The following is a 21,197-nucleotide window of genomic DNA, read 5'->3' as shown; positions in this document are numbered from 1 at the left end:
CAGAGCCAATCAGGGGAGGTTGGCATGGCAAACGGGCGAGTGGTCCACACAGCGGACAGAACCATCGGCAGCCGTCAGCTGGCGGCCCTGCTGCCGGCCGACGTGCTGGCCCGCCCCGGCTACCGGGCGCTCGCCCACGCCGTCCGCGCGCTGATCCTCGACGGCCGCATCGCCCTGCACGTCCGGCTGCCCGCCGAACGTGAGCTCGCCGAGGCGGTCGGCGCCAGCCGGGCCACCGTCACCGGCGCCTACGACCTGCTGCGCGAGAGCGGCTACGTCCGCAGCCGGCGCGGCTCCGGCACCTGGACCGAGCTTCCCGACGGCCACCTGCCGGTCGGCTCGCCCGCCCTCATCGGCGGCGGCACCGGGGGCCGGCCCGACGGTGACCCCGGGGTCGACCTCGCCATCGCCGCCATGGGCGCACCCGAGGGCAGCCTCGCCGAGGCCTTCGCATGGGCCGCACCCCGACTGTCCGGGCTCGCCCGCCACCCCGGGTACCACCCCTTCGGCCTGCCCGACCTGCGCACGGCCGTCGCCGACCGGTTCACCCGGCGCGGGCTGCCCACGCGTCCCGAGCAGATCCTCGTCACGGCCGGAGCCCAGCAGGCCTTCGCACTGGTCGTCAGCATGCTCTGCCGGGCCGGGGACCGGGTCGTGACCGAGAACCCCACCTACGCCAACGCCCTCGACGCCCTGCGCCACGCACGCCTGCGCACCGCGTCCATCGCCGTCTCCGACGCGGGCTGGGACATGGAGATCGCCGAGTCCACGCTGCGCCAGACCGTGCCGAGGATGGCGTACGTCATCCCCGACTTCCAGAACCCGACGGGCGCCCTGATGCCGCCGGAGCAGCGGCTGCGGCTGCTGGCGGCGACCCGCGCGACCGGGACCTGGCTGGTGGTCGACGAGACCATCGCCGACATCGCGCTGGACGTCCCCGCACCCGTGCCGATGGCCTCCCTCGCCCCGCGCGGCGGCGCCGATCACGTGATCACCATCGGCTCGCTCAGCAAGACGCACTGGGGCGGCCTGCGCGTGGGGTGGGTCCGGGCCACCGCGAAGATGATCACCGAGCTGACGGCCGTACGGGTCTCGGCCGACATGACCGGCTCGGTGCTCGACCAGCTGGTCGCGCTCCCGCTGATGGACGACATGGACCGGTCACTGCCCGCGCGGCTCGCGCAGCTGCGGATCCAGCGCGAGGCCCTGGTGCAGTCGCTCCAGCGGTACACCCCCGAATGGTCCTGGCAGCTCCCGCCGGGCGGGCTCTCGCTCTGGGTCGACCTGGGCGAGTCGGTGAGCTCCGCACTGGCCGAGCGGGCGGCGGCCGCCGGTGTGCACATCGGCCGCGGTGCGCGCTTCGGGGTGGACCCGGGCACTTTCGAACACCGCCTCCGGATTCCGTACACGCTCCCGCCGGACCGGTTGGAGGAGGGTGTGCGCCGGCTGGCGAGCGCCTTCCACGACGGGGTCCCGCTGCCGTCGGCGGTGGAACGGCCGCACTGGGTCGCATAGGGGGTGGGCCTCCGCCGGGAGGGCTCCTGCGACCCGGCGGAGGAGGAGTCAGGAGACGCTCAGGGCCACCAGGCAGGTGTCGTCCTCGTGCTCCTCGGGCGTGTACGCGTCCATGATGCGGTCGAGGGTGTCCTGGGGGCCGAGCCCGCCACAGCCCGCGAGCACCTTGCGCAGGAGGTCGATGCCGTCGGCGATGTCCTCGCCCCGGCGCTCGACCATGCCGTCCGTGTAGAGCAGGAGGAGATCGCCGGGAAGAAGGTCCGTGGTCGCGGTCTCGTACTCATGTCCGGGCAGCAGCCCGAAGAGCGGGCCGCGGTGCTCCGTGTCCAGCACCGAGGCCGTCCCGTCGCGCAGCAGCAGCGGCGCCGGATGGCCGGCGCACGCCCAGCGGAACCGCCGCTCCCGGTCGATGTGCCCGATGACACCGGTCGCGGTCTCGGCGGCCGGGTCGGCGCACAGCAGCTCGTTGAGCCAGGTGGTGAGCTGGCCCGCATGGGTCCCCGGGGAGTGGGCGAGACCCGCGAGGGCGTGCCGCTGCTGCGCCATCCGGGCCACCGCGCTCAGCCCGTGCCCGCAGGCATCGCCGATGGCGAGCAGGATCCGTCCGTCCGGCAGCAGGCGGCATTTGTACCAGTCCCCGCCCACCGCCGCGTCCGTCTCCGCCGGCATGTACGCGGCCGCCACGGACAGTCCCGCCTGGGCGAGCTCGGCGGAGTGCGTCGGCAGCAGTGCCTCCCGCAGGGTGGCGGCGACCCGCCGCTCGGCGGCCGCCTCCTCCCGCAGCCGGTCGGACTGCCTGCGCGTCGCAGCCAGCCGCTGCCGGCTGCGCACCTGCGACGTCAGATCCCGCGCGATGACGTGCACCGACCAGGGAAGCCCGTCGGTCGCGATCACGGGGTGCCCCACCAGGTGCAGGGTGCGCACCTCGCCGAGCACGCTGAAGCGGATCTCGGTCCCCGACGGCTCCTCTCCGTCGACCAGCGCCAGCAGGAACCTCCCGAAGCGCGGTACGTCGTCCAGCAGGACCGTGTCACACAGTTCCGCGAGCGACAGGGGCCGGGACGGATCGCTGCGGAAGATCGACGACAGCCCCTCCGACCAGGTGATCTCCCCCGACAGCAGGTCCCAGGTGCCCCAGCCCATGGACGCGATGTACTGCGCGTCGAGCGACAGCAGCTCCATGCGGTTGTGGGCGGCGCGCCACGTCGCCAGCACCTTGCCGCCGCAGGACGAGGCGTCGTACAGCAGCTTCGTACGGTGCAGACCGTCGCTGCGCTGCTCCGTGTAGTCCAGGGCGTACGCCTTGAGGGCGCGGCCGGTGCTCAGGACGGAGTCCAGGGCGCCGACCAGGCCTCCGACCGCGGCCCCGGGCTGCACTTCGAGCAGCCGCCGGCCGATCTGGCGGTCGGGAGCGTCCAGCCACTCGGCGGCACGGACGTGGTTGCCGGCCTTGACCGTGAAGTCGACCGTCTGCCCGGACTCGTCGCGTACGGGTGTGAACAGCGCGGCCGACAAGGGAATGGCGGGCAGGGTCGCGCAGACGCACGCCCACGGATCGTGCCCTTCGCCCTCGTCACCGCAGCCGTGCCCGGGCCCTCCCGTACCGCACGAGCAGTGCTCCTCGTCCTCGTCCGCCCGCCGCGCCCCGGCCGGAGCGGGGCTTTCGTCGAGCCGGACCCCGGCCCCGTGCCGTGCGGCGTCCCGCAGAGCTCTCACCTCGCGGGCGAGATGCTGCTTGAGCGTGTCGGGGTCCTGGGGGATTACGGGGCTCATGGGTCACCACCGGCGGGGTCGCTGGCACGGACGGAGCGCCGCGGGGTCACGCCGCGACCGTGCCCGTGCGCAGGCTGGTCAGGAGTCGGGTCGGGAGTCCGGTCGGGAGTCCGTCAGTAGTCCGGTCAGGAGTTCAGGTACAGGATCCCCCGGTCCCGTCCGCACAGCTCGCGCAGCAGAGGGCCGGGGCATGGGGGCGGTGGCCCGGTCCCCTCCGTTCGTCCGCTGGTCCGGTGCTGTGCGAGGGGCGCCTGCCCTCGCGCCGACCGTCCACGCGCCCCCGGACACCGAAGAGGCCGTCCGGCCCATCGGGCCGGGACGTCCGGCCGCGCCCGAGCCCCCGCGGCCCCGCCGGCCTGCCGCTACGGGGTGCGGATCAGTCGGCGGGTGGCGGCGGCCGCGACCGCCGAGGTGCGGGAGTCGACTCCGAGCTTGGCGTAGATGTGCACCAGATGGGACTTGACCGTGGCCTGGCTGAGGAAGAGCTTCTTGGAGATCTGCTGGTTCGACAGGCCGTCAGCGACCAGCTGCAGCACCTCCAGCTCCCGCTTCGTCAGCGCCTCCGCCGGAGTCCGCATCCGGTCCATCAGGCGCAGCGCCACCGCCGGGGCCAGCGCGGACTGGCCCGCCGCGGCCGTTCGTACGGCCGCAGCCAGCTCCTCCGGCGGGGCGTCCTTGAGCAGGTAGCCGGAGGCGCCCGCCTCCACCGCCGCCAGGATGTCCGCGTCCGTGTCGTACGTGGTCAGCACCAGCACCCGGGGGGCGCCCGGACGGGCGGTGATCAGGGCCGTCGCCTCGGAGCCGTGCATGCCGGTCCCGAACTGGAGGTCCATCAGGACCACGTCCACCGGCTCGCGGGCCGCCAGCTCCACCGCACGCTCGGCGGTCGCGGCCTCGGCCACCACCGCGAAGTCGGCTTCGGTGTCCAGCACCGCGCGCAGCCCCGCCCGGACCACCGGGTGGTCGTCGGCGAGCAGGAGACGGATGGTCACGGTGCCTCCACGGGTTCCAGCGGCAACGGCAGGGTGACGGCCACGGCGGTGCCCTGGCCGGGATCGGACTCGACGGTGAACAGCCCGCCCAGGGTCTCGGCGCGCGAGCGCATCGCGGGCAGCCCGAAGCCCCCGTCGCCGGAGCCGGAGCCGCAGCCCGACGCGGCCGCGGAGGGATCGAAGCCGTGGCCGTCGTCGACGATGTCCAGCGTGACCGAGGCGTCCATGAAGGTCAGGGTGATCTCGGCCCGCCCGGCCCGTGCGTGCCGCACCACATTGGCCAGCGCCGACTGCGCGATCCGCAGCAGGGCCACCTCGTACGGGGTGGGCAGCACCCGTGGGCTGCCGCTCAGCGAGAACCGGACCCGCGGCCCCGGCACACCCGTGCACAGCCGTTCCAGCGCGGCGGCGAGCGATCCGTGCTCCAGGTCGGGCGGGGTCAGGGCCCGTACGAAGCGGCGGGCCTCGGCGAGGTTGTCCTGGGCGGCCTCCCGGGCCCGGGCGATGTGCTCCAGGGCGGGCGCCTCCTGCGGCAGCGCCCGCTCGGCGGCCCGCAGCAGCAGCTGGATGGACGACAGTCCCTGGGCGAGGGTGTCGTGGATCTCCCGGGCCAAACGCTCGCGCTCGGCCAGGATGCCGGCGCCCCGCTCGGCCGCGGCCAGCTCGGCCCGCGTCGTGATGAGCTCCTCGATCAGCTCGCGGCGGCGTTCGCTCTCGCGGTACAGCGCCTGGTAGCCCAGGACGGTCGCCACCGCCACCGCCCCGCCCAGCAGCGGCCCGAGGAAGGCCCCGGGCGTCACCGCGCTGCTGTGCGCGAGGAAGCCGCCGATGGCCGCGCAGGCGGTCACCGCGACGGCCGCGACGCCCCAGCGCAGCCGCAGCAGGTGCAGTTCGAGGAAGTACAGCGGGAAGGCGATCCACAGCCCGTCGGGGGAGACCGCGAGCAGCGCCGACCAGGCCGCCCCGAGCCCGGCAAGCCACACGGCCCCGGCGCTCGGCGAACGGTGCACCGCGGGGGTCCGTACGCCGCCCGCGTATACGGTGGCCAGCACCGCGCAGGCGGCGACCACCCAGCCGGCCCGCGGCGCGGAGTCGGCGACCGCCCGCCCGGCGGCGAGGGCGAGCAGCCCGAACAGCAGCGCGTGCAGGCACAGCCGCAGCACTTTCGACACGGGGGTGGGGGCGCGGGAGGCGGGGGGAACGGGCGGACCGGGGGGAACGGGCGGACCGGGCGGTCCGGGGGGAACGGGAGCAGTCATGGCCCGACCAGCGTAAGTGGGCGGGGAGCGGTCCCGGTCAACCGAAAGTTCGATGTCCGGGTGCACCCTTCGATACGAGGATCGCTCCTGTGGCGCGATGCCTTGTGTCCACGCGGAACACCAGGGTGGGGGACATGTTCGTCGCATGGAGAGATCTACGGTTCGCCAAGGGCCGCTTCGCCCTCATGGGCTCGGTCGTTCTGCTGATCACGCTGCTGGTCGGCCTGTTGTCGGGGCTCACCTCCGGCCTGGCCCGGGAGAACATCTCGGCCATCACCGGCCTGCCCGCGTCCCACCTGGCCTTCGCCGCGCCCACCGGGGACCAGAAGGTGTCCTTCACCAACTCCCAGGTGCCCGAGTCCGCCTGGCTGGCCTGGAGGGGCCGGCCGGGGGTGACGGCCGCGGAGCCGCTCGGCATCCGCACCACCAACGCCGTCTCGGGTGAGCGCACCGCGGCCGTCTCCGTCTTCGGCGTGGACCCGGCCGGGGGCCTCGGTCCGCGGAAGGCCGGCCTCACCCAGGGCCGGGTCGTCCTTGCCGAGAAGGCCGCGAAGGAGCTGGGCGGCATCACGGCCGGCGCCAAGCTCAGGATCGGCCCGCTCGAACTGACCGTGGCCGCCGTCTCCGGGACCGCCGCCTACAGCCACACCCCGGTCGTGTGGATGGACCTCAACGACTGGCAGCGCATCGGCAACCCCGGTACCTCCATCGACACCCTCGCCACCGTCGTCGCCGTCTCCGGCAGCGGCCTGGACCTCGCCGCCGCGGACGAGGCCGCCTCCACCAAGGCGCGGACCGTCGACGAGGCCCTGGGCGCCATCGGCTCGTACCAGGCCGAGAACGGCTCGCTCCAGCTGATGCGGGGCTTCCTCTTCGTCATCTCGGCCCTGGTCATAGGGGCCTTCTTCACGGTGTGGACGATCCAGCGCAGCGGTGACGTCGCCGTCCTGAAGGCACTGGGTGCCTCCACCCCGTACCTCCTCAAGGACGCCCTCGGCCAGGCCGTGGTGATGCTGGCGATCGGAACCGGCCTGGGCACCGCGCTCGCCGCCGGTTTCGGTGCACTGATCAGCGGCGGTGACGTGCCCTTCGTCCTGGACGCCGCCACGGTGCTCGTCCCGGCCGCGATCATGATCCTGCTCGGCGCGCTGGGCGCGGCCCTGTCCATCCGGCGGATCACCGCCGTCGACCCGCTGACCGCCCTCGGGAGCGCCCGATGACCCTGCTCGTCCACGACGTCACGCTCACCTACCCCGACGGCGACAGCCGGCTCACCGCCCTCGACGCGGTCCGCCTGGAAGTGCCCGCCGGAACGCTGACGGCGGTGATCGGACCCTCCGGATCCGGCAAGTCCAGCCTGCTCGCGGTCGCCGCCACGCTCGTGACGCCGGACTGCGGCCGGGTCGTCGTCGCGGGCCGGGACACCACCGGCCTGAGCCCCGCCGAGAAGTCGGCCCTGCGCCGGGAGAAGATCGGCATCGTCTTCCAGCAGCCGAACCTGCCGGCCTCGCTGACGGCCGCCGAACAGCTCCAGGTCATGGCGCACCTCTCCGGCCGCCCCGCGCGGGCGGCGCACCGCCGCGCGCTCGAACTGCTGGACGCGGTCGGCCTGGCCGACAAGGCCGGGAGGCGTCCCCACCAGCTCTCCGGCGGCCAGCGCCAGCGGGTGAACATCGCCCGCGCCCTGATGAACGAGCCGGCCGTCCTGCTGGTCGACGAGCCGACCAGCGCGCTGGACCACGAGCGCGGCGCGGCCGTGCTCGACCTGCTGGTCAGCCTCACCCGCGAGCGCTCCACCGCCACGGTGCTGGTCACCCACGACCACGCCCACCTGGAGCGGATGGACCGTACGGCGACGATGGCCGACGGCCGCCTCACCCAGGGCCCGGACCCGGTCCGGGCGCCCTGAGCGGCGTACGGGACTGCCCCGGCGCCCCTCGTGGAGAGGGGCGCCGGGGCAGTCCGCGCGGGGCTGGGGGCTACGCCGGGGTCTGGTTGGACAGCGCCACCGACAGCTCGGCGGCGACGCCCTGCAGAATCGGCACGAACGACTCGGCCACGGCCTCGGTGACACGGCCGGCCGGACCCGAGATGGAGATCGCGGCGGCGGTCGGCGAGTTCGGCACGGAGACCGCGAGGCAGCGGACTCCTATTTCCTGCTCGTTGTCGTCGACCGCGTAGCCCACCTTGCGGACCTGCTCCAGCGCGTCGAGGAAGCCCTCGGGCGTGGTGATGGTCTTCTCGGTCGCCGCCGGCATCCCGGTGCGGGCGAGAAGGGCGCGCACCTCTTCGGCCGGGGTGTGGGCCAGGAGCGCCTTGCCCACACCGGTCGAGTGCGGCAGCACCCGGCGGCCGACTTCGGTGAACATGCGCATGGAGTGCTTGGACGGCACCTGGGCGACGTAGACGATCTCGTCCCCGTCGAGCAGCGCCATGTTCGCCGTCTCGCCGGTCTCCTCGACCAGCCGGGCGAGGTAGGGGCGGGCCCAGGTCCCCAGCAGGCGCGACGCGGACTCGCCGAGGCGGATCAGGCGGGGGCCGAGGGAGTACCGTCGGTTGGGCTGCTGGCGGACGTAACCGCACGCCACCAGGGTGCGCATCAGGCGGTGGATCGTGGGCAGGGGCAGACCGCTGGCGGCGGAGAGCTCGCTGAGGCCGACCTCACCCCCGGCATCGGCCATGCGTTCGAGCAGATCGAAGGCGCGCTCAAGAGACTGGACGCCACCGCTGGCGGCAGGGGTCTTCGAGGAAGCGTCGGTGGTGCTGGCGCTGGACGTCGGCACGGCGCGGTCCTTTCGGTGCTGGCAGGCAAGAGAGCAGCCTACCCGGCGGTCGGCGTCGGCCCTAGTGCTGGGGTCAGGGCCGTCGCCGCCGGTCAGAGAGGGTTTGTCCTGGTGGCGGACGTCCTCGGGAAGTTACCCGCCACGCCCCCGGCGGCGGTAGCTCCATTCTGTATAGCGAAATCCTAATTCCATGCTGTGGAAACATCCAACGGTGATCCCGGGGTGTCAGTGGTCCGTCCGGGCGCTCTTGACTGGCTCCGGATCGCCGGGAAGACTCCGTCAACAGAACGTTGAATTTCGCTCTGTGGAAGTAGATGGGGAGGTTCCGGTGTCCGACGTGGCTGTGGAACTGGTACTGCGCTCGACGCGCGTCATCACCCCCGAGGGGACGCGTGCCGCTTCGGTGGCCGTCGCCGGCGGGAAGATCACGGCCGTGCTGGCGTACGAGGCCGAGGTACCGGACGGAGCCCGGCTGCAGGACTTCGGCGACGACGTCCTGCTCCCCGGCCTGGTCGACACCCACGTCCACGTGAACGACCCGGGCCGCACCGAGTGGGAAGGCTTCTGGACGGCCACCCGCGCCGCGGCGGCCGGAGGCGTCACCACGATCCTCGACATGCCGCTGAACTCCCTGCCGCCGACCACCACGACCGGCAATCTGCGCGTCAAGCAGGAAGTCGCCCGCGCCAAGGCGCACGTGGACGTCGGCTTCTGGGGCGGCGCCCTGCCGGACAACGTCAAGGACCTGCGCCCGCTGCACGACGCCGGCGTCTACGGCTTCAAGTGCTTCCTGTCGCCCTCGGGCGTGGACGAGTTCCCCGAGCTCGACCAGGAGCAGCTGGCCACCTCACTCGCCGAGATCACCGGCTTCGGCGGCCTGATGATCGTGCACGCCGAGGACCCGCACCACCTCGACGCCGCGCCCGTCGTCCCCGGCCCCAAGTACGCCGACTTCCTGGCCTCCCGTCCGCGCGACGCCGAGAACACCGCGATCGGCAACCTGATCGCCCAGGCGAAGCGGCTGAACGCCCGCGTCCACGTGCTGCACCTCTCGTCGTCCGACGCACTGCCGCTGATCGCCGCCGCCAAGGCCGAGGGCGTCAGGATCACCGTCGAGTCCTGCCCGCACTACCTCACCCTCACGGCCGAGGAAGTGCCGGACGGCGCCAGCGAGTTCAAGTGCTGCCCGCCCATCCGCGAAGCCGCCAACCAGGACCTCCTGTGGGACGCGCTCGCCGACGGCACCATCGACTGCATCGTCTCCGACCACTCGCCCTCCACCGCGGACCTGAAGACCAGCGACTTCTCCACCGCGTGGGGCGGCATCTCCTCCCTCCAGCTGGGCCTGCCCGCCATCTGGACCGAGGCGAGGAAGCGCGGACGCTCCCTCGAGGACGTCGTCCGCTGGATGTCCGCCGCCCCGGCCGCCCTCGCCGGCCTGGCGCAGAAGGGCGCGATCGAGGCCGGCCGCGACGCCGACTTCGCCGTGCTCGCCCCCGAAGAAACGTTCACCGTGGACCCGGCCGAGCTCCACCACCGCAACCGGGTCACCGCTTACGCGGGCAAGACCCTGTACGGCGTCGTGAAGTCCACCTGGCTGCGCGGTACGCAGATCGCCGACCACGGCACCCCGACCGAGCCCACGGGCCTCCTCATCGAAAGGCAGAACTGACAGTGGCACAGCGTTCAACTGGACCGGCCTCCTTCACCGGTAACGCGAACCCGTACGGAGGCGGCGACCCGTACGCGGACTACCGCACCGCGGACTTCCCCTTCACCCAGTACGCGAACCTCGCCGCCCGTGAACTGGGCGCCGGAGTCATCGCCGCCAACGACGAGTTCTTCGCCCAGCGCGAGAACCTGCTGATCTCCGAGGCCGCGCACTTCGACCCGGAGGACTTCGGCCACAAGGGCAAGGTCATGGACGGCTGGGAGACCCGACGCCGCCGCGGCATCTCCGCCACCCAGCCCTGGCCGACCGCCGAGGACCACGACTGGGCGCTCGTACGCCTGGGCGCCCCCGGCGTCATCCGCGGGGTCGTCGTCGACACCGCCCACTTCCGCGGCAACATGCCGCAGGCCGTCTCCATCGAGGCCACCAACTGGGAGGGCGCCCTCGCGCCGACCCCGGAGGAGCTCCAGGGCGACGACGTGAAGTGGACGACCATCGTCGCCCGCACCCCGGTCGGCGGCCACGCGGCCAACGGCTTCGAGGTCGACGTCGAGCAGCGCTTCACGCACCTGCGCGTCAACCAGCACCCCGACGGCGGCATCGCCCGCCTGCGCGTCTACGGCGAGGTCCTGCCCGACCCGAAGTGGCTCGCGGCGCTCGGCTCCTTCGACGTGGTCGCACTGGAGAACGGCGGCTCCGTCCAGGACGCCTCCAACCGCTTCTACTCCCCGCCGGCCAACACCATCAACCCGGGCCGCTCCCGCAAGATGGACGACGGCTGGGAGACCGCGCGCCGCCGCGACAACGGCAACGACTGGATCCGCTACCAGCTCGTCACCGAGTCCGAGATCCGCGCCGTCGAGATCGACACCGCCTACCTCAAGGGCAACTCGGCCGGCTGGGCCTCTCTGTCCATCAAGACCGGCGAGGAGGGCGAGTGGACGGAGTTCCTGCCGCGCACCCGCCTGCAGCCCGACACCAACCACCGCTTCGTCCTGGACGCCCCGGCGGTCGGCACGCACGTGCGCATCGACATCTTCCCGGACGGCGGCTTCTCCCGCCTGCGCCTGTACGGCTCCCTCACGGAGGCCGGCGCGGCCGCGCTGACCGCCCGTCACCAGGAGCTGGGGGGCTAGCCACGCAGCGCGTGGAGCCTGCCCGGGGGCCGACACCCCCGGGCAGGCTCCGCCCTGCCAGCCCCCTTACAGCGCAGGCCGGCGCCATTGCGCCCCCTCCGGCGTTCGAGGCGCGGGGCGCGCCGTTCCTGCCCCGCCGGCGTTTGGGGCGCAGGGTCCGGGGCGGAGCCCCGTGCACCGAACCCGCAGGCGCCTTGCATCCTTGGCCCGCCGGCGTTTGAGGCGCAGGGTCCCGAGGTCCGGGGCGAGCCCCTGCCACGAGCCCGGACCCGCACGCCAGGGCTCGAGCCGCCGCACGCCCGGCAAGAGGGCTACGCGGCGTGCCCGCCGTCCACGGCGAACTCGGCCCCCGTGACGTACGCGGCCTGCGGCCCCGCCAGGAACGCCACCACGTCCGCCACCTCCCGCGCCGCCCCGAACCGCCCGAGGGCCGTCATCGCGGCCTGCGGCCCGGCGTACGGCCCGTCCGCCGGGTTCATGTCGGTGTCCACGGGCCCCGGGTGGACGATGTTCGCGGTGATCCCGCGTCCGCCCAGCTCCCGGGCCAGCGCCCTGGTCAGCCCGATCAGCGCCGACTTGCTCATCGTGTAGAGCGTCCCGCCGGACCCCGGCACCCGCTGTGCCATGCAACTGCCGATGGTGATGATCCGCCCGCCGGCGCCCAGCTCCGTTGCCGCCGCCTGCGTGGTCGTGAACACCCCGCGCACGTTGACCGCGAGCACATGCTCCACATCGGCCGCGGTCAGTGCCTCCAACGGCCCGAGCACCCCCACGCCGGCGTTGTTGACCAGTACGTCGAGCCGCCCGAACTCCCGCACGGTCCGCTCCACCGCGCCGGCGGCGGCCACCGGATCCCCGGCATCGGCCCGCAGGGCCAGCCCCCGCCGCCCGCACGCCTCGATCTTTCCGACCACCTCGTCCGCGGCCTCCTCGCCGCTGACATAGGTGAACGCGACGTCCGCCCCGTCCTGTGCCAGCCGCAGGGCGGTCGCGGCCCCGATCCCCCGGCTGCCACCTGTCACCAGTGCCACTTTGCCGTCCACGGCGTTCCTCCTCGGTTGTTTCCCTTGCCCACCAAGTGGTTGTTGGTTCAATGAAATGCCCGACGGGTCGACGGCGCTGGCGGGAATACGACCTTGCGTTCGGCGCGGTCTGGTCGGTCGAACCGGGGTGCGGCCCGTGCGTGGCGCGGCGATGAGTTCGCGGGGGTCGGGGAGTCTGCATTCGTGTAAGGGCGACCGAGCAAGGAGCGCAGAGCCATGGGCAAGCTGACCCTGACCACCTTCGTGACCCTCGACGGCGTGATGCAGGCCCCCGGAGGGCCGGACGAGGACCGCAGCGGCGGGTTCGAGTACGGCGGGTGGCTGGTGCCGTTCTACGACGAGGGCATGGGGGAGTTCACCAGGGAGGTCTTCGGGCGGACCGGGGCGTTCCTGCTCGGGCGCCGGACGTACGAGATCTTCGCTTCGTACTGGCCGGAGCACGACGACCCCGCCGACCCCATCGCGGGCAACCTGAACCGGCTGCCGAAGTACGTGGCCTCCACCACCCTCAAGGAGCCGGCCTGGGGGCCGGCCACCGTGCTCGACGGGGAGCACCTGCAGAGCGAGATCGTCCGGGTGAAGGACGCGCTGGACGGGGAGCTGCAGGTGCACGGCAGTGGGCAGCTGGCGCAGTGGCTGCTGGCCCGCGACCTCGTCGACGAGCTGAACCTGCTGGTCTTCCCCGTGGTCCTGGGCACGGGGCGCCGACTGTTCCCCACCGGCGGGCTGCCGACCGCCTACGAGGTGGCGGACTTCCGCACGACTCCGGCAGGGGTCGCCATCTCCACCTGCCGCCCGACGGGCAGGGCCTCGTTCGGCACCTTCGAATGAGCCGGGCCGTGTCCTTGCGATCCCGCCGGGGAGACAGGATCCGAAAGGCGCGGCCCTACCGCGGATCCAGCGCCAGCTGGACCACACGCCCCTCGCGCAGGACCAGCAGGTCCGGGGACTCGTGCTCGTAGTGGCGGATGCGGCCGACCGGGCCCGGCGGACGGATGTGGGGGGCCAGGAGCAGCAGGAAGTCCTCCAGCTCCGGCAGCTGTTCCTCGTGGATCTCCTGGCGGGCCGTCAGCGCCCACCCGTCGCGCTCGGCCGGGGCGAAGGCACCGACGAGCATGCCCCCGACGCGCCAGGCCGGGCCGCGGGACGAGAGGAGACCGGCGTCCGGCGCCAGTTGCCGCCGGACCTCTGCGAGTACGGCGTCCGGCGTGCTGCCGAGCAGGTCGAACGCCAGGTCCAGGGCGTAGAGATCAGCCATGCGCCCGATGCTACGGGTCCGGTGCGGGCGGCCGGGAAAGGGGTCGCCCCGCATGATCGGCTCCGGTACGGTGTGCCCGCACCCGTGCGAGCCGCCGAAGTCTCCACCTGTCCCGTGACGTTGGAGACCTCCGATGACCGTGATTCCGCCGGCCCCCGAAGCCGCCCCCCGCCGGGCCCGGCTCGCCGATCTGCCCGTGCTGGCCGTCGCCGTCGTGTGGGGCGGCAGCTACCTCGCAGCCAAGGGCATCACCACCACGCACACCGTGATCGCCGTGCTCGTGCTCCGGTTCGCCCTGGTCCTGCCCGTGCTGGTCGTCGTCGGGTGGGCGCGGCTGCGCGCGCTCGGCGCGCCCCAGCTGCGCGGCGCCGGGGGACTGGGCCTCGTGCTCGGCGGGATCTTCCTCCTGGAGACCTACGGGGTCGTCCACACCTCCGCCACCAACGCCGGGCTGATCATCAGCCTGACCATGATCTTCACACCGCTCGCCGAAGCCGCGGTGCGGAGGCGGGCGCCGTCCCCGGCCTTCCTCGGCGCCGCCGGCGTTTCCGTCGCGGGTGTCGTGTTGTTGACCCAGGGCGCCGGCTTCACCGCGCCCGGCCTCGGTGACCTGCTCATCCTGGGCGCCGCCCTCGCCCGCACCCTGCACGTCCTGCTGATGGCCCGGGTCGAGGCCGTCCAGGAAGCCGATGCGCTGTCCCTGACCACCGTGCAGCTCGGCGGCGCCGTCCTCGTCTTCGCCCTGCTGGCCGCCGTGCCGGGGACCGGAGCCACCCCCTGGGCCGCCGCCGCCGGCTTCGGGGCCGCACAGTGGGCGGGCCTGGCCTTCCTCTCCGTCTTCTGCACACTCTTCGCCTTCTTCGTGCAGATGTGGGCCGTACGCCGCACCTCGCCCTCCCGGGTCAGCCTGCTGCTCGGCACCGAGCCCCTGTGGGCGGCCGTCGCCGGCATCGCCATCGGCGGTGAGCACCTCGGCCCGCTCGGCTACGCCGGCGCGGCCCTGGTCCTCGTGGGCACCGCCTGGGGCCGCCGGGCGGTCACCCCCGCACCCGCCCCCGTCCCGGCCGCCGACGGCACCGTCCCCGCCGCCGGCACCGTCCCCGCCCCGGCCACCGGCTGAGGGTGTCCGGAAAACGCCGCAGCCAGGGGTGAGCCCCCGCCATAGGGTGGCCCAATGCCCCGCCCCACGCCCGTGCGCTCAGAGGACCGGCAGGTCCGGGAGCTCCTCCAGCCGGACCCGGCGCCGCTCCCGGCGGGAGAGCTCGCAGGCCTCCGCGATCCGGAACGCCGCCAGCGCCTCCCGGCCGTCGCACGGATTGGCGCCCGCGCCCCGCACCAGCTGGACGAAAGCCGACAGCTCGGCCTCGTAGGCCGGGGCGAAACGTTCCAGGAAGCTCGTCCACGGCTTGCTCGCCGGGGGCGGGCCGTGAGGTTCGGTGGAGGCGATCGGCGTCCTGTCGTCCAGCCCCACGGAGACCTGGTCCAGCTCCCCGGCCAGCTCCATCCGTACGTCGTACCCGGCGCCGTTGCACCGGGTACCGGTGGCCGTGACCAGGGTTCCGTCGTCCAGGGTGAGGACCGCCGCGGCCGTGTCGATGTCGCCCGTCGCCCGGAACTGCGGCGGACCCGCGTCCGATCCGGCCGCATACACCTCCACCACCTCGTGCCCGGTCACCCAGCGGACCATGTCGAAGTCGTGCACCAGGCAGTCCCGGTACAGCCCGCCGGAGGTCGCCAGATACGCGGTGGCCGGCGGCGCCGGATCGGCCGTCATCGTCCGTATGGTGTGCAGCCGCCCCAGGGCGCCCGAACGGACCAGCTCGCGGGCCGTGCCGTAGCCCGCGTCGAAGCGGCGCATGAAGCCCACCTGGAGCAGTCCGCCCGCGGCGGCGACCTCCCGCAGCGCGGCCAGCGACCGGTGCAGGTCCGGGGCCAGCGGTTTCTCGCAGAACACCGGCAGCCCGCCGCGGACCGCCCGTACGACGAGCTCCGCGTGTGCCTCGGTCGCGGACGCCACCACCACCGCGTCCACGCCCCAGGTGAAGACCTGCTCCACGGAGGGCGCGGCGGTGGCCCCGAGCCGGTCGGCGAGGCGCGCCGCCCGCGCGGGATCGGCGTCCGCGAGCAGGAGCGAGCCCGCCTCCGGGTGGCGGGCCAGTACAGCCGCGTGGAAGGACCCGATCCGGCCCGTTCCGATCAAGCCGATGCGCATGCACTCAACCTGGCCCCGTACGGGGGACCTGTCAATCTGCCCGCGCATGTCAACCTGCCCGGGCATGCCCCGATGCCCCTTCACGGCCGACTGTGGCGGATACTGAGCGGCTGGACCGGAATGGAGCCGGAATGCCCGGATTGGTGACCGGCTCGACGACGGACCGCATTGGTGACGAGGGAAGGGCGCGGCGACGTGGCTAGGGTTCGGACAGGGGTGCGCGTCGTGGGCGTCGTGCTCGCGGCGGTACTGGGGGCCTCGCTCGCGGGGTGCAGCAGTACCGGCGGCAAGCGCGCCGAGGAGCGGGCGAAGGCCGAGGCGCAGGGCCGGCCCGCCGTCTCCACCCCGCGCTGGACCTTCGCGATGGTCACCCACGCGGGCGATGGCGACACCTTCTGGGACATCGTCCAGAAGGGTGCCAAGGAGGCCGCGGCGAAGGACAACATCAACTTCGTCTACGCCCACGACGACCAGGCGCAACAGCAGGCGCAGTTCGTCCAGAACGCCATCGACCAGAAGGTCGACGGGATCATCGTGAGCCTGGCCAAGCCCGAGGCCCTCAAGGACGTCGTCGCCAAGGCCGTCAAGGCCGGCATCCCGGTGGTCACGGTCAACTCGGGCTCCGCCCAGTCCGCCGAGTACGGCGCGCTCACCCACATCGGCCAGGACGAGCAGATCGCCGGCGAGGCCGTCGGCGCCGAGCTGGGCAAGCGAGGGAAGAAGAAGGCCGTGTGCGTCCTGCACGAACAGGGCAACGTCGGTCACGAGCAGCGCTGCGCCGGCGCCGCGAAGACGTTCTCCGGCACCCTGGAGAACCTGTACGTCGAGGGCACCAACATGCCCTCCGTCCAGGCCGCGATACAGGCCAAGCTGCAGGCGGACCCCTCCGTCGACGCGATCCTCACGCTCGGCGCGCCCTTCGCCCCCACCGCGGTCAAGGCGAAGGAGGCGGCCGGCAGCAAGGCCGAGGTGGACACCTTCGACCTGAACGAGTCCGTCGCCCGCGACCTCGAGTCCGGCGCCCTCGGCTTCGCCGTCGACCAGCAGCCCTACCTCCAGGGCTACGAGGCCGTCGACCTGCTCTGGCTCTACCGCTACAACGCGAACGTGCTCGGCGGCGGCCGCCCGGTGCTCACCGGACCGCAGATCGTCACCGCCGGCGAGGCCGCCAAGCTGGAGGAGTTCATCAAGCGGGGCAGCCGATGAGCGCGCACGCCGCCGTCGACGAACGGCTCGCACCCACCTCCACCGTGCGTAAACTGCTCGGCCGCCCGGAGCTGGGCGCGGTGGTCGGCGCCGCCGTGTTCGTCTTCTTCTCCATCGCCGCCCCCAGCTTCCTGCAGGCCTCCAGCCTCAGCACGATCCTGTACTCGGCCTCCACCATCGGGATCATGGCCGTCCCGGTGGCCCTGCTGATGATCGGCGGGGAGTTCGACCTCTCCGCGGGTGTCATGGTCACGACCTCGGCGCTGGTGAGCTCGATGGTCAGCTACCAGATGACCGCGAACGTCTGGGTCGGCGTCCTGGTGTCGCTGCTGGTCACCCTGGCCATCGGCTTCTTCAACGGCTTCATGCTGACGCGTACGAGACTGCCCAGCTTCATCATCACGCTCGGCACCTTCCTGATGCTGACCGGTCTGAACCTCGGCTTCACGAAGCTGATCAGCGGCACGGTCTCCACCAAGACCATCGCCGACATGGAGGGCTTCTCCTCCGCCCGCGCCCTGTTCGCCTCGCAGTGGACCGTCGGCTCGGTCACCCTCAAGATCACCGTCCTGTGGTGGCTGCTCCTGGTCGCGGTGGCCACCTGGATCCTGCTCCGCACCCGCGCCGGCAACTGGATCTTCGCCGTGGGCGGCGGGGCCGACGCGGCCCGCGCCACCGGCGTGCCCGTCGTGAAGACCCGTATCGGCCTCTACATGGGCGTGGCCCTGTGCGCCTGGATCTCAGGCCAGCACATCCTCTTCTCCTACGACGTGGTCCAGTCGGGCGAGGGCGTGGGCAACGAGTTCCTCTACATCATCGCGGCCGTCATCGGCGGCTGCCTGATGACCGGCGGCTACGGCTCGGCCATCGGCTCGGCGGTCGGCGCCTTCATCTTCGGCATGACCAGCAACGGCATCGTCTACGCCCAATGGAACCCGGACTGGTTCAAGTTCTTCCTCGGCGCGATGCTCCTCCTGGCGACGCTCCTCAACGCATGGGTCCGCAAGCGGGCGGAGGCGCGGGCATGACCACCGCACTGGTGAAGCTGACCGACGTCAGCAAGTACTACGGCAACATCCGCGCCCTCCAGGGGGTCTCCCTGGAGGTCTCGGCGGGCGAGATCACCTGCGTCCTCGGCGACAACGGCGCCGGCAAGTCCACCCTCATCAAGATCATCGCTGGGCTGCACCAGCACGACGCGGGCACCTTCGAGATCGAAGGCGAGCAGACCGTGCTCGCCAACCCCCGCGCGGCCCTGGACCACGGCATCGCCACCGTCTACCAGGACCTCGCCGTCGTGCCGCTCATGCCCGTCTGGCGCAACTTCTTCCTCGGCTCCGAGCCCACCAGGGGCCGCGGCCCCTTCCGCCGCCTCGACGTGGACCTCATGCGCGAGACCACCCGCGCCGAGCTGCTGCGCATGGGCATCGACCTGCGCGACGTCGACCAGCCCATCGGCACCCTGTCCGGCGGTGAACGGCAGTGCGTGGCCATCGCCCGCGCCGTCCACTTCGGCGCGAAGGTCCTCGTACTCGACGAACCCACCGCGGCCCTCGGCGTCAAGCAGTCCGGAGTGGTCCTCAAGTACGTCGCCGCCGCCCGCGACGCCGGCCTCGGGGTGGTCCTGATCACGCACAACCCGCACCACGCCCACCTGGTGGGCGACCGTTTCGTCCTCCTCAAGCGCGGCACCATGGCGGGCAGCCACACCCGCGACTCGATCACGCTCGACGAGCTGACCCGGCAGATGGCGGGAGGCTCCGAGCTGGACGAGCTGAGCCACGAACTGGAGCGAGTGGCAGAATCAGGGGCAGACGCCACAGCCGGCGCAGCCGCCCGGCCCGCCCCGGACGGCCCCGACGGCGCGACCGGTCCGGCCGGCACCGCCGACCCGGCTTCCCGCACCACCGCACCCAAGAGGGACGACACGACTCGATGAGCACGTACCGGGACTTCACGCTCACCCACCGGGGGTCGGCGCGAGGCACCGTCCTGCGGACCATCGGCACCCGTGAGCGACGGTCGCACCTGACCGCCCCGCGCGTCCCGACCGTCGGCATCGACATCGGCGGCACCAAGGTGATGGCCGGTGTCGTCGACGCCGACGGCATCATCCTGGAGAAGATCCGCGCGGAGACCCCGGACAAGTCCAAGAGCCCCAAGGTCGTCGAGGACACCATCGTCGAGCTGGTGCTGGACCTCTCCGACCGGCACGACGTGCACGCGGTCGGCATCGGGGCGGCCGGCTGGGTCGACGCCGACCGCTCCCGCGTCCTGTTCGCACCCCACCTGGCCTGGCGCGACGAGCCGCTACGCGACGCCCTGCAGTCCCGGCTGGCGGTCCCGGTCATGGTCGACAACGACGCCAACACCGCCGCGTGGGCGGAGTGGCGCTTCGGCGCCGGCCGCGGCGAGGACCACCTCGTCATGATCACGCTCGGCACCGGCATCGGCGGGGCCATCCTCGAGGGCGGCCAGGTCAAGCGCGGCCGGTACGGGGTCGCGGGCGAGTTCGGCCACATGCAGGTCGTCCCCGGCGGCCATCGCTGCCCCTGCGGCAACCGCGGCTGCTGGGAGCAGTACAGCTCCGGCAACGCCCTGGTCCGCGAGGCCCGTGAGCTGGCCGCCGCCGACTCGCCGGTCGCGTACAACATCATCGCCCGCGTCGGCGGCAACGTCTCGGAGATCACCGGGCCGCTCATCACCGAGCTGGCCCGCGAGGGCGACGCCATGTGCGTCGAGCTCCTCCAGGACATCGGTCAGTGGCTCGGCGTGGGCATCGCCAACCTCGCCGCCGCCCTCGACCCCTCCTGCTTCGTCATCGGCGGCGGCGTCAGCGCCGCCGACGACCTGCTGATCGGCCCCGCCCGGGAGGCCTTCCGCCGCCACCTCACCGGCCGCGGCTACCGGCCCGAGGCCCGCATCGCCAAGGCCCAGCTCGGCCCCGAGGCGGGCATGGTCGGCGCCGCCGACCTCGCCCGGCTCGTCGCCCGGCGCTTCCGCCGCGCCACCCGCCGCCGGGTCGAGCGCTACGAGCGCTACGCACAGCTGGGCCGACGCGACACCGCACCCCAGGACCAGGAAGAACAGTGACACCGCCCTCCCTGCCCCACCAGGCCTCCGCCCCCGACGAGAGCGGCACGCAGCCGCCCACCGCCGAGGACCGCAGGCACGTCGTCAAGCGCCGCTGGATCACCGCGATCATCATCCTGCTGCTGATCGGCGTACCCGCGGGCTATCTGGCGATCTCCACCCAGCAGAGCCGCGAGAGCGGCCGCGACAAGGCCGCCAAGGTCGGCGCGTCCACGGTGCGCCCCGGCTGGCCCTCCCGGGTGCAGCGCAGCATCTACGAGGTGCCGATCCCGGACAAGGCCTGGCGGGTCGGGTTCCTGGAGACGAACAACTGGCGCACCAGCCGGCTCTACACCCAGTTCGCCGTGACCCCGCCCGAGCTGGACGCGTTCCTTGCCTCCGTCGGCACCAGCCGGGAGGAGCTGACCCCCGGGGTCTCCATCTCCGCCCACGACACCTCGGTCGCGGGCTGGGACTGGACGCAGGGCACCGGATGGCTCGGCACCACCATCGAACAGGACGACCCGCGGCCCACCCGCGACATCACGGTCGACCTCAGCGACCCCAAGGTCTCCAAGGTCTACGTGGTCTCCACAACCACCCCGTGACCGGGGCCGGCCCCCCGTTAGCCTGGGATCATGAAGCTCACCAAGCGGCTGCACTCCTGCGTCCAGTTGGAGAAGGACGGGCGCACGCTCGTCATCGACCCGGGCGCCTTCAGTGAACCGGACGCGGGACTGGGGGCCGACGCCCTGCTGGTCACGCACGAACACCCCGACCACTTCGAGGAGGGCCGGCTGCGGGCCGCCCTCGACGCGAACCCGGCGGCCGGGCTGTGGACCCTGCGCAGCGTCGCCGAGAAGCTCGCCCCGGCCTATCCGGGCCGGGTGCACACCGTCGGTCACGGCGACGCCTTCACCACCGCCGGGTTCGACGTCCAGGTGCACGGCGAACTGCACGCGGTGATCCACCCGGACCTTCCGCGGGTGACGAACGTCGGGTATCTGGTGGACGCCTCACTCTTCCACCCCGGCGACGCGCTGACCGTGCCGGGAGTCCCGGTGGAAACCCTGATGCTCCCGGTGCACGCCCCGTGGAACAAGGTCTCCGAGGTGATCGACTACCTCCGCGAGGTCAAGCCGCGCCGGGCCCTCGACATCCACGACGCCTACCTCTCCGACCTCGCCCGGCCGATCTACGACGGCGCCCTGAACGCCCTGGGCGGCACGGACCACGGCCGACTCACCGCCGGGGACAGCGCCGATCTCTGAGTGTC

General features: G+C 72.8%; 20 protein-coding genes. 13 read left to right on the top strand and 7 right to left on the bottom strand.

Annotation, left to right across the window (positions count from 1 at the left end):
• The first annotated feature begins 24 nt into the window (after positions 1–24).
• Positions 25–1,515 carry a MocR-like transcription factor YczR gene (yczR, locus tag ACWGIF_RS23865; protein ID WP_453500508.1) on the top strand — a complete coding sequence of 497 codons (1,491 nt, stop codon included), beginning with the start codon at positions 25–27 and terminating at the stop codon, positions 1,513–1,515.
• Positions 1,516–1,563: 48 nt separating this feature from the next.
• On the opposite strand, the gene ACWGIF_RS23860 is transcribed toward yczR, so the two are convergent.
• The 3 genes from ACWGIF_RS23860 to ACWGIF_RS23850 form a co-directional block, all read right to left on the bottom strand.
• Entirely contained in the window at positions 1,564–3,288 is a 1,725-nt protein-coding gene (locus tag ACWGIF_RS23860; protein WP_453500507.1) for a PP2C family protein-serine/threonine phosphatase, read from the bottom strand.
• 362 nt (positions 3,289–3,650) lie between these two features.
• A complete protein-coding gene (locus ACWGIF_RS23855) occupies positions 3,651–4,280 on the bottom strand; it encodes a response regulator (protein WP_453500506.1) in 630 nt (209 codons plus the stop codon).
• Positions 4,277–5,452 (bottom strand): sensor histidine kinase, encoded by a 1,176-nt coding sequence (locus ACWGIF_RS23850; RefSeq protein ID WP_453500505.1) that lies wholly within the window; start codon positions 5,450–5,452, stop codon positions 4,277–4,279. Before ACWGIF_RS23850 ends, ACWGIF_RS23855 begins: the two co-directional genes overlap by 4 nt.
• A 221-nt stretch (positions 5,453–5,673) precedes the next feature.
• Here ACWGIF_RS23850 and ACWGIF_RS23845 point away from each other — a divergent pair, with 221 nt between their 5' ends.
• Both ACWGIF_RS23845 and ACWGIF_RS23840 read left to right on the top strand, forming a co-directional pair.
• On the top strand, positions 5,674–6,759 hold the full coding sequence (locus tag ACWGIF_RS23845; RefSeq protein ID WP_453500504.1) for an ABC transporter permease: 1,086 nt from the start codon (positions 5,674–5,676) through the stop codon (positions 6,757–6,759).
• Positions 6,756–7,448: an ABC transporter ATP-binding protein gene (locus ACWGIF_RS23840; RefSeq protein ID WP_453500503.1), complete on the top strand. Its 693-nt coding sequence runs from the start codon at positions 6,756–6,758 to the stop codon at positions 7,446–7,448. Before ACWGIF_RS23845 ends, ACWGIF_RS23840 begins: the two co-directional genes overlap by 4 nt.
• 70 nt (positions 7,449–7,518) lie before the next feature.
• Here ACWGIF_RS23840 and ACWGIF_RS23835 read toward each other — a convergent pair whose 3' ends face one another.
• The gene (locus ACWGIF_RS23835; protein WP_453500502.1) at positions 7,519–8,322 is read right to left on the bottom strand and encodes an IclR family transcriptional regulator; all 804 of its coding nucleotides are present in this window, start codon (positions 8,320–8,322) and stop codon (positions 7,519–7,521) included.
• A 337-nt stretch (positions 8,323–8,659) separates the two neighbouring features.
• Here ACWGIF_RS23835 and allB point away from each other — a divergent pair, with 337 nt between their 5' ends.
• A complete protein-coding gene (gene allB / locus ACWGIF_RS23830) occupies positions 8,660–9,994 on the top strand; it encodes an allantoinase AllB (protein WP_453500516.1) in 1,335 nt (444 codons plus the stop codon).
• A 2-nt stretch (positions 9,995–9,996) separates the two neighbouring features.
• The gene (alc, locus tag ACWGIF_RS23825) at positions 9,997–11,130 is read left to right on the top strand and encodes an allantoicase (RefSeq protein ID WP_453500501.1); all 1,134 of its coding nucleotides are present in this window, start codon (positions 9,997–9,999) and stop codon (positions 11,128–11,130) included.
• 311 nt (positions 11,131–11,441) lie between these two features.
• On the opposite strand, the gene ACWGIF_RS23820 is transcribed toward alc, so the two are convergent.
• Positions 11,442–12,173, bottom strand: coding sequence for an SDR family oxidoreductase (locus ACWGIF_RS23820; protein ID WP_453500500.1), 732 nt, complete (start codon positions 12,171–12,173; stop codon positions 11,442–11,444).
• A gap of 216 nt (positions 12,174–12,389) precedes the next feature.
• Between ACWGIF_RS23820 and ACWGIF_RS23815 the strand changes: the two genes are divergently transcribed.
• Positions 12,390–13,004: a dihydrofolate reductase family protein gene (locus tag ACWGIF_RS23815; RefSeq protein WP_453500499.1), complete on the top strand. Its 615-nt coding sequence runs from the start codon at positions 12,390–12,392 to the stop codon at positions 13,002–13,004.
• A 55-nt stretch (positions 13,005–13,059) separates the two neighbouring features.
• Here the strand turns inward: ACWGIF_RS23815 and ACWGIF_RS23810 are convergent, their stop codons facing one another.
• Positions 13,060–13,431: a hypothetical protein gene (locus ACWGIF_RS23810; RefSeq protein WP_453500498.1), complete on the bottom strand. Its 372-nt coding sequence runs from the start codon at positions 13,429–13,431 to the stop codon at positions 13,060–13,062.
• Positions 13,432–13,564: 133 nt separating this feature from the next.
• Here ACWGIF_RS23810 and ACWGIF_RS23805 point away from each other — a divergent pair, with 133 nt between their 5' ends.
• The gene (locus tag ACWGIF_RS23805) at positions 13,565–14,551 is read left to right on the top strand and encodes a DMT family transporter (protein WP_453500497.1); all 987 of its coding nucleotides are present in this window, start codon (positions 13,565–13,567) and stop codon (positions 14,549–14,551) included.
• A 78-nt stretch (positions 14,552–14,629) separates the two neighbouring features.
• Here ACWGIF_RS23805 and ACWGIF_RS23800 read toward each other — a convergent pair whose 3' ends face one another.
• Positions 14,630–15,643 carry a Gfo/Idh/MocA family protein gene (locus ACWGIF_RS23800; protein WP_453500496.1) on the bottom strand — a complete coding sequence of 338 codons (1,014 nt, stop codon included), beginning with the start codon at positions 15,641–15,643 and terminating at the stop codon, positions 14,630–14,632.
• A gap of 195 nt (positions 15,644–15,838) precedes the next feature.
• Here ACWGIF_RS23800 and ACWGIF_RS23795 point away from each other — a divergent pair, with 195 nt between their 5' ends.
• Genes ACWGIF_RS23795 through ACWGIF_RS23770 form a run of 6 tightly spaced genes read left to right on the top strand, consistent with a single transcriptional unit; the run spans position 15,839 to position 21,192 of the window.
• Positions 15,839–16,849 carry a sugar ABC transporter substrate-binding protein gene (locus tag ACWGIF_RS23795; RefSeq protein ID WP_453500495.1) on the top strand — a complete coding sequence of 337 codons (1,011 nt, stop codon included), beginning with the start codon at positions 15,839–15,841 and terminating at the stop codon, positions 16,847–16,849.
• Positions 16,846–17,877, top strand: a complete 1,032-nt coding sequence (locus tag ACWGIF_RS23790; RefSeq protein WP_453500494.1) for an ABC transporter permease — start codon at positions 16,846–16,848, stop codon at positions 17,875–17,877. Before ACWGIF_RS23795 ends, ACWGIF_RS23790 begins: the two co-directional genes overlap by 4 nt.
• The gene (locus tag ACWGIF_RS23785; RefSeq protein WP_453500493.1) at positions 17,874–18,788 is read left to right on the top strand and encodes an ATP-binding cassette domain-containing protein; all 915 of its coding nucleotides are present in this window, start codon (positions 17,874–17,876) and stop codon (positions 18,786–18,788) included. The genes ACWGIF_RS23790 and ACWGIF_RS23785 overlap by 4 nt, the downstream gene beginning before the upstream one ends.
• A complete protein-coding gene (locus ACWGIF_RS23780; protein ID WP_453500492.1) occupies positions 18,785–19,942 on the top strand; it encodes an ROK family glucokinase in 1,158 nt (385 codons plus the stop codon). The genes ACWGIF_RS23785 and ACWGIF_RS23780 overlap by 4 nt, the downstream gene beginning before the upstream one ends.
• Positions 19,939–20,529, top strand: coding sequence for a hypothetical protein (locus ACWGIF_RS23775; protein WP_453500491.1), 591 nt, complete (start codon positions 19,939–19,941; stop codon positions 20,527–20,529). The genes ACWGIF_RS23780 and ACWGIF_RS23775 overlap by 4 nt, the downstream gene beginning before the upstream one ends.
• Before the next feature lie 30 nt (positions 20,530–20,559).
• Positions 20,560–21,192, top strand: a complete 633-nt coding sequence (locus tag ACWGIF_RS23770; protein WP_453500490.1) for an MBL fold metallo-hydrolase — start codon at positions 20,560–20,562, stop codon at positions 21,190–21,192.
• Positions 21,193–21,197 lie beyond the last annotated feature (5 nt).

The organism is Streptomyces sp. NPDC054849 (assembly GCF_053610945.1).
The sequence above is the reverse complement of the archived record's forward strand: the minus strand, read 5'-3'. Positions and strand labels throughout refer to the sequence as shown.